At 59.2% G+C, this 6,981-nt stretch carries 8 protein-coding genes; 7 read left to right on the forward strand and 1 reads right to left on the reverse strand.

The genetic code is table 11. From position 1 onward, the window contains the following. Positions 1–61 precede the first annotated feature (61 nt). Positions 62–538, reverse strand: a complete 477-nt coding sequence (locus JJL56_RS32415) for a DUF4158 domain-containing protein (RefSeq protein ID WP_200487882.1) — start codon at positions 536–538, stop codon at positions 62–64. A 59-nt stretch (positions 539–597) separates the two neighbouring features. On the opposite strand from JJL56_RS32415, the gene JJL56_RS32420 reads away from it, so the two are divergent. The 7 genes from JJL56_RS32420 to JJL56_RS32450 all read left to right on the forward strand — a co-directional run. After that, positions 598–1,797: a DUF1376 domain-containing protein gene (locus JJL56_RS32420; RefSeq protein WP_200487883.1), complete on the forward strand. Its 1,200-nt coding sequence runs from the start codon at positions 598–600 to the stop codon at positions 1,795–1,797. Beyond that, the gene (locus JJL56_RS32425; protein ID WP_200487884.1) at positions 1,794–2,012 is read left to right on the forward strand and encodes a hypothetical protein; all 219 of its coding nucleotides are present in this window, start codon (positions 1,794–1,796) and stop codon (positions 2,010–2,012) included. Before JJL56_RS32420 ends, JJL56_RS32425 begins: the two co-directional genes overlap by 4 nt. Then, a complete protein-coding gene (locus JJL56_RS32430) occupies positions 2,009–3,337 on the forward strand; it encodes a site-specific DNA-methyltransferase (protein ID WP_200487885.1) in 1,329 nt (442 codons plus the stop codon). The genes JJL56_RS32425 and JJL56_RS32430 overlap by 4 nt, the downstream gene beginning before the upstream one ends. Then, positions 3,334–3,648: a hypothetical protein gene (locus JJL56_RS32435; protein ID WP_200487886.1), complete on the forward strand. Its 315-nt coding sequence runs from the start codon at positions 3,334–3,336 to the stop codon at positions 3,646–3,648. Before JJL56_RS32430 ends, JJL56_RS32435 begins: the two co-directional genes overlap by 4 nt. 273 nt (positions 3,649–3,921) lie before the next feature. Next, positions 3,922–4,278: a hypothetical protein gene (locus tag JJL56_RS32440; protein ID WP_200487887.1), complete on the forward strand. Its 357-nt coding sequence runs from the start codon at positions 3,922–3,924 to the stop codon at positions 4,276–4,278. A 343-nt stretch (positions 4,279–4,621) separates the two neighbouring features. Further along, positions 4,622–6,583 carry a hypothetical protein gene (locus JJL56_RS32445; protein WP_247891380.1) on the forward strand — a complete coding sequence of 654 codons (1,962 nt, stop codon included), beginning with the start codon at positions 4,622–4,624 and terminating at the stop codon, positions 6,581–6,583. Between the two features lie 155 nt (positions 6,584–6,738). Continuing rightward, positions 6,739–6,981: transposase (locus JJL56_RS32450; RefSeq protein WP_247891381.1), on the forward strand; the 243-nt coding region annotated here is incomplete at its 3' end.

Below are 6,981 nucleotides of genomic sequence, written 5' to 3' on the forward strand. Positions count from 1 at the left end.
TGGTCACCCACCTCGATACGCCGCCCTCCTCAGACCGTCATCACCCAGATTCCAGCATAGCTCATGCCGGCAGGATGAAGTTTTGGGAGCGGAGGGCGGAGACGATGGCTGTGACGATCGGTTCCGGCCTGTTCGTGGTCCAGGCGGCCTGGGCGGCCGCTTCGATCATGAAGGGAAGATCGAGATTGGTCGATGGCCGCAACCCGAGCATGGCGGCGAGTTGCCGGGCATGATCGGTCATCGTCTGGGGTCGGCGCGCATAATCGGTGAACAGGTGCGCCGGCACATGGATCTGGGTGGCGATCCAGGCGACCAGAGCGTCGAGCGGTTCCTCGATCTGGGCAAGCGCGCGGCCGGAATGCCGAAGCAGCGCCAGTTGCACGGCAAAGCCCAGCCGGTTGGCCGCGCCCCGCCGTGTCAGAACGAGATCCTGAACCGACGGGGTGAGCGTGAAGCGACGCGCCAAAGCATCCCGATCCGCGGGAATACCAAGAAGCCGCCGTAACTCCGTGTCGGGCAACAAACGATGTCGCGGCACGCCATCTCCCTCTCCAGCCGGTGCCAGACCCCAAGGCCGGCTCATGACGGGGAAGGGTTATGGACGAACGCAGGACCGCCTGTCACGGAACCGCGCTGCCCGCCTGTCTGCATTGCCACTACATGCCGCTCTACGTCACCCGGCTCCGCAAGTCGCGGACCTGGGTGCGCTGCAAGCGTCGGCCGGCGCACGGCTTCTACCTCATGAATATGTGGACCGAGGCGTTCACGAGCCATGAGCAAGCCGGCAGCCTGCCGGATGATGATGATCTTCTTGCTGACGCCGCGATGTGCCCCCCGGATGAATGGGAGGCTATCAAGGCCGACATCATGTCCGGCACGGGCCGGGTTCTCTGCAATGATGGACGCTGGTACCACCCCGTTGTCGCCGAGGTGGTGATCGAGGTGTGGGAGAAGTCCCGCAAAACCAAAACGCAGACGAAGCCGGCGACGGAAGCCGCGGCCGAAGCTAGGCGCACCAAGCGCGAAGCGAAAACTGCGGAGGCGAACGGAAGGCAGACGGACGCCGCAACCGATCCAACCTTGAACCGAAACGGTGCCGGGACGGATACCGTCACGGATCAGGAACGGTCGGGAAACGGACTCCATGCGGAATCCGGAACGGATGACCAACGGAATCCACCTGCTTCCGTTTCGGAGGGAAACGGACTCCGTCAGGGGTCCGCAACGGAGACAAATAGAAATGGAAACTTAAACGGAAAACAACCACCCCCTACCCCCGCCGCCAAACCCGCAAGGACCGTCTCGCCAGAGGTGGTGGCGGTGGTGGATGGATTTCTGGCGAGCCGGGAGAAACATTTCCCTGGTGACAGCCGTCTTCCCGCCAACCGGATGACCCTCGAAACCCAGGCCGTCCAGTACGTGGCCAAGGGCGCGCCCGTCGCGCTCCTCCTGGAAACGATCGAGCGTGGCATGATCGGCGCCGCGGAGGACGCGCGCCAATTCGGAAAGCCGCCGCCGAACAGTCTGAGCGCGTTCAACCTCAGCCTGGACACCGAGATCGCGAAGTTCCGCAAGGCGCACGCTGGTCCACCGCCTGATTCCCGGCCCCGGCAGGGCGCCCCCGTTGGCCCTGCGGTTGCGGCGGACGCAGATGTCGCCCGTTGGCGCCAGCGGCTCACCCGCTATCGGGACTCCCGCACCTGGGACGACCGATGGGGGCCTCAGCCCGGGAAGCCCGGCTCCACGGCGCCGAAGGCCCTGGTGGACGAAATCCTCGGCGCTGTGGAGGCCGCATGACCAGAGGCGCGCCGAAGCCCCCATCGTGCCCGCTGGGCAGGCTGCACACCACCCGCGTCGGCGCCCGTGAGGCTGCCAAACGCGGCCGGACGGAGACCGGCGTCATCGTCATTTTTCCCGACATGCTGAAGGACGATCTGGAACGGGAATTCGTGAACCGGATCGCGGATCGGGAATACGGGGCGACAGCCGGCAGCGGGAGGAGGGGACGATGAGCGAGGATCTGAAGGCCCCCACCCCGAGTGCCGCCGCGCTGAAGGCCCGCGCCCGCCGGGTCCACAGGGGAGAGTCCACCGAAGCCGAGGCCCGGAAGCAGACCAGCAAGGCATCGCTCCAGGGCATGCTGCAACTCCCGCTTCTGGAAGCGCTGGAGGAAGCCGGCGGCAAGGCGCGACCCCGCGACCTCTACCAGCAGCTCGCCACGCGCCTCGGTGTTCCGGATGGTCTCCGCCAGGAGCGCCGGACCTGTAGCGATGGTCAAAGCTACAGGGTGTTCGACCAGCAGGTTCGCTGGGCCCGGCAGACCGCCGTGATGGAAGGGCTGATCGCCGACGGCACCCGCGGCGTCTGGGAGCTTGCCGATCCCGGCCACGCGAAGCTGCTGCGTGCCCGGCGCGGCGTCACGCTGCTGATCTACTCGACGGACCTCGGTGTCGCGCTGTGGGCGCATGCCGAGGATGCGGCATCCGTGATCGAGCCGGAATCGGTGGATCTGATCCTGACCAGCCCGCCGTATCCGGTGGTAACGCGCGATTACGGTCGCATGGATGTCCCGCAGTGGTTGGACTGGATGCGGCGCCTGACGGCGCTGTGGCGCGACCTGCTGACCGACAGCGGGACGCTGGCCCTGAACCTGGGCGACGTCCATGTGCCGGGCTCCCCGGCGCTGTCGCCCTACGTCGAGCGCTACGTGCTGAGCGCCATCGATGAATGTGGTCTCCATCTGGCCGGGCGGATGCCGTGGTTCAGCCCGACCAGGATCGGTAACATCCAGTGGACATCCAAGGCGAAGGTCCGGCCGAAGCGGCAGGTCGAGCATGTCGTCCTGCTGTCCAAGGCGGCGAATCCGTCCTGGGACATCACGCGGCTTCCACCGGTGCCATTCAGCCCGGACACCCACCGTTGGTGGGAGCGGAAGCAGAAGGGCAGGACGCTGAAACGCCCCTCCGATTACGATATCCGGGAAGAGGCGTTCGAACCGAAGGGGGCCGGCGCGCTGCCTGGAAACCTGATCGTCGCCGCGGGTGCGCCAGGCATGGACGCCTACAGCCGCCGCTGCCGGGCCGCCGGCCTGCCGCGGCACAGCGCCCAGTTCCCGGCGGAGGTCCCTCGCTCGATCATCCTGACCTGCACGGCGCCGGGCGAGACCGTCTACGACCCCATGGCCGGGAGCAACGTCACCGGCTCGGTCGCGCAGGAACTGGGGCGGCGCTGGATCTCGTCCGAGGTCATGCTGCGTTCGGTCCAGGGCTCCGCCTTCCGCTTCGACAATCTGCCGGGCTTCAGCATGAAGACGCTGCCGCCGGGGGTGGCCCCATGATCGAGATCATCATCGCCGGGCACGTCTTCATTGTGACGCTCACCGTCTCCTACGTCCTTCAGTTCCTCGCCAGCACCTTCTCCATGCTCACCCACTGGCTGATGGGGAGCAAGGTGCTGGCCGGCCCGGTGATTGGGCTGGTCTCGACGCTGCTGTGGACCACGCTCGTCATCCACGACGGCATGTGGGGGATGATCCACGTCGAGGTCCTGATGCTTCTGATCCACACCCGCAACCTCGTCCGGTGGCTGCGCGAAGCACGCGCCGCGGCGTCGGCTGCCACCAACCAGGGGGAACCCCATGCCGCTTGATTCCGTGACGCCGCGCCAGCCGAAGGACATTCCGATCATCTTCAGCGAGGCCATGGTGCGGGCGCAGCTCGCAGACCTGAAGACGCAGACCCGCCGGCTGGCGTCCAGCCCGCTCGCCAAGGCCCAGCCGGGCGACCGGTTATGGGTGCGCGAAAACCACTGGCTGTTCGGCCGGTGGCGCGAGGACGGCAAGACCGGCACGGGCCGGGTCAAGCGTGTCTTCGACAAGATCGGGCAGACCGCGCGACCTTTGAGAAGCCCGGCAACGACAACATGGCCTACTGGGGAGGCGGGACGGGCTTCACCTGGAAGCCGGCGATGCACATGCCGCGCTGGGCCAGCCGGATCACGCTGGTGGTGGAGGACTCCCGGTTCCAGCGGCTCCAGGACATCAGCGAATGTGATGCACGGGCGGAAGGTGCCGCAGAATGCGCGAATGGTTGGTGGTTCGACCGGAACCCGGTCCTCGCCGGCAGCGACGCTCGCGGCGCCTTCTACTGCCTCTGGAACAGCCTGCACGACAAGCCGGGGGAGCGGTGGGCGGACAATCCGGAGATCGTGGCGCTGACCTTCGCCGTCCATCGCTGCAACATCGACAGGCTGGCGGTGGAGGTGGCGCATGCCCGATGATCTGTTCTCCTTCGCAACGGCCCGCTCCGCTCAGGGACTGCGACTCCATCTTCGTGCGGTGGCAGAGGGGCGCTGGGTGGCATGGACGGCCGGGGAAATTAAAAGGGGTCTGTTCAATGACTTCATGTCTACCGTGCTTAGGGTATTCCACACTTTTGTATGATTTCCGCTTGGGCCGTCATTACGAGCTGTTCCTCTGCATCTCCAACGGAACGAATCTTCCATGGATAACTCTAGATATAGGAATAATATTTCAAAGAAAGCGCTTTCAACAAGGCTCGATCTATTGTTATAGTCGTTCATAAGCGTAAACTTTAAATTTAATGCTAGCGGAGGACCGAAAATGACCACGAATAAATTGCCGCAGATTATTTTTAAAAATACTGTTCTTAGGCAAGGGGTTATGGTCCCGTTGTCTGATTTATTTTCATTCTCTGACCCAGATGGCGATAAAATTATGGCAGTTGCCATAAAGGATAATACTTTTGGAGGATCACAAATATATGTCAGCGGAATTGGGTATGTTTATAACAACAACTTGTTGATTACTAGTGTCGACGGTAAGTCAAACTCTTCAATTGTTGTTTATAGCAGCAATATTAACGATGCATTGAGTAGAGTTTATGTGGAGTCAGCATTGTTTGCGACAAAGGACAGCTTCTTTGTAAATGCGACAGATGGAAAGGATCACGCATATATTGGCGGAAACGTCTATGTTATAGAAACATCATCTACAACAGCTATTAATTCTAGGCCTGTTGTCGACTTTATTGGTAATGCTTTTGAAGCGGGTAAGCTTTATAATTTCAGTGACTTTTTTAGTGTTTTTGATCCAGACGGCGTTATTAAAGAGGTTTATATACGAGATAACACTGATTATGGAGCAAGGTTGCAGTTTGATGGAAAAAATATTCCTGCCGGACAAACATTAACTCTGACAACAATTAACAATAGTAATTCCGCTTATAACAAGTATGGTAATAATATATATGATTTACTTGCTCGAGTTACATTCTTAGGAGCTGATGCAAATTTCGAAGATGTGTTTACTGTAAATGCATATGACGGAGATATTACTGCGTACGATAAGGCGCCTGGAACGCCAATCAGGACGTATGTTAAGGAATCTAGTGTTCAGGAGCCTAGTAATCCTATAAAGACGATAGAGGGTAATTGCTCGCAGTTGAGTGATGCTCAGGAATCGATTATTAAAAATGCTATTAAGTTTGTAGAAAAAAATGGATCAGACGAAGGCAGAAAAGGATATGCAAATGATCAATGTGTGAGTGCTGTAAAGGATCTTATAAGAGAGTCCGGATATTATTGGGGCGGTGGGCAGGGTAATTATAATGAAAATCTAGAAGCAAAAATAAATAACTTCACAGATCTGGCAAATGATAGCTATTATGAAGAGAAAAAGGATGCTTTTAAGGGAAAGGTATACACCTCAAATTTCACAGCAAAAGAGTTCTTAGAAGTTCTGATTCCTGGTGATATTATCAATTACTACCATCGGTATGGCAGTGGTAAAGAATACTTGCATACGGCGATTGTCGTATCCGTCTGCGACGGAGATGTCAAGATTTTTGACAATAGAGGTAAGGATGGAAAGCTCCAGATAGATTCAATTTTCTCTGCACCAAATGGATATGAACTGTGGAACCCTCAAATTTTAAGGTTGAACTCCAATGCAAAGAAAGTAGCTGATCCTGAACCAGCTTATCAAAAGACAAACATTATTGTTCATAACTACGAGTCTGTCGCCTTTGATCGAAGGTTGCTTATTACAAGTGGGGATGATAGTGGTGCTATTCTAATGGACAACTATTCAGGCCCGGTCGCATGGCTAAAAAATATGTACATTGGAGGAGAAGGTTGGGAGGCCATGGTAGGGAGCGACTTTGCCGACTTCTTGAACAGCCGAGGGGGCGACGATGCTATCGATGGTGGCCGTGGTGATGACGTCCTTGATGGCGGCCTCGGCTCCAACTTCCTGACCGGCGGCCCCGACAATGACACCTTCTTCGTCGATGGCCGCGGCGGCGGTGTCACTTGGTCCACGGTGACGGATTTGGAGAAGGGCGAGTGGATCACCGCCTGGGGTTGGAGGGAGGGCACTTCTAAGATCACTTGGGCGGAGATGTCCGGCGCCGAAGGCGCCAAGGGGGCCACCGCGCACATCGACCTGGACGGCAAGGGCGGCATCGATATGAGTATGACAATTGCGGGCAAGAGTTCGGGCGCGCTCATCGTCACGGCGGGTCAAGTGGGCGACAACAGCTATCTCGCCTTCACGCTGTCCTGACCACTTTGCGTTGGGGCTGGCGTAAGAGCGGCTAACCCGGATAATTCACCGAAGCTGAAGCTGGGGGTGGCGGGCGCGAGGTTAAGCCGCTGAGTTCGTGTATGATTCTGGTGCTGAAGCAGTCTCACCACGGATCAACGGAGTTCACGCCCGCCATGGCCGAGAGTACCGGGGTTCTGCCCGACTTGTCACCGGTTGCCGGCAAGCCGGTTCACGCGGCCTTCGATGGCGGCCGTCTCACCTCCGACGCCGGCGTTCTGCTGTTGGCCGAGATCGATCGGCGGCTTGGGATCTGCGAGCGCCTGGCGCACTGCATAGAGGACCCGCGCGCGCCCGAGCGCATCCAGCACACGCTGGCGGAGATGATCCGCTTCCGCGCCTTGCTGATCGCTGCCGGG

This window comes from Azospirillum aestuarii (assembly GCF_016632405.1).
GTDB lineage: Bacteria > Pseudomonadota > Alphaproteobacteria > Azospirillales > Azospirillaceae > Azospirillum > Azospirillum aestuarii.

Excerpts from the sequence above, each read along its gene's own strand:
- JJL56_RS32435 (WP_200487886.1), top strand. The coding sequence starts at position 3,334 with ATGATCGAGATCATCATCGCCGGGCACGTCTTCATTGTGACGCTCACC.
- JJL56_RS32430 (WP_200487885.1), top strand. The coding sequence starts at position 2,009 with ATGAGCGAGGATCTGAAGGCCCCCACCCCGAGTGCCGCCGCGCTGAAG.
- JJL56_RS32440 (WP_200487887.1), top strand. The coding sequence starts at position 3,922 with ATGGCCTACTGGGGAGGCGGGACGGGCTTCACCTGGAAGCCGGCGATG.
- JJL56_RS32445 (WP_247891380.1), top strand. The coding sequence starts at position 4,622 with ATGACCACGAATAAATTGCCGCAGATTATTTTTAAAAATACTGTTCTT.
- JJL56_RS32425 (WP_200487884.1), top strand. The coding sequence starts at position 1,794 with ATGACCAGAGGCGCGCCGAAGCCCCCATCGTGCCCGCTGGGCAGGCTG.
- JJL56_RS32420 (WP_200487883.1), top strand. The coding sequence starts at position 598 with ATGGACGAACGCAGGACCGCCTGTCACGGAACCGCGCTGCCCGCCTGT.